The sequence below is a fragment of the Streptomyces sp. P17 genome (assembly GCF_032436805.1).
Lineage (GTDB): Bacteria > Actinomycetota > Actinomycetes > Streptomycetales > Streptomycetaceae > Streptomyces.
Map to the genome: position 1 here is coordinate 1 of NZ_JAVRBF010000462.1, position 351 is coordinate 351.

Here is a 351-nt window from a genome sequence, read left to right on the forward strand (position 1 = left end):
CGGAAGAATGGTTAATTCGAGATATTGACGTTGCAAGTCTTTACCCGTCTATCGCAATTGTCAACGATCTTGCCCCGGCGCATTTAGGTCATTCGTTTGTTGTCGAATATGCGAACCTTCCGAAAGAGCGTAAAGAATGGCAGGCGAAAAAAGGAAAGAAATGCGTTGAAGCAAACAGTTTGAAACTCGCCGCAAATGGAACATACGGAAACAGCAACAGCGAGTTTAGCGTTTTTTTTGACCCAAAGTATACCATAACCATCACAGTCAATGGTCAACTAATGCTGGCAATGTTGGTTGAATGGCTGTTAACCGTCCCAACTATTCGCATCATACAGGCGAACACCGATG

1 protein-coding gene is annotated in these 351 nt (G+C 44.2%); it reads left to right on the forward strand.

Features of this window, described 5'->3' with window-relative positions:
* Positions 1-351: hypothetical protein (locus tag RMT89_RS41720; RefSeq protein ID WP_315888972.1), on the forward strand; the 351-nt coding region annotated here is incomplete at both ends.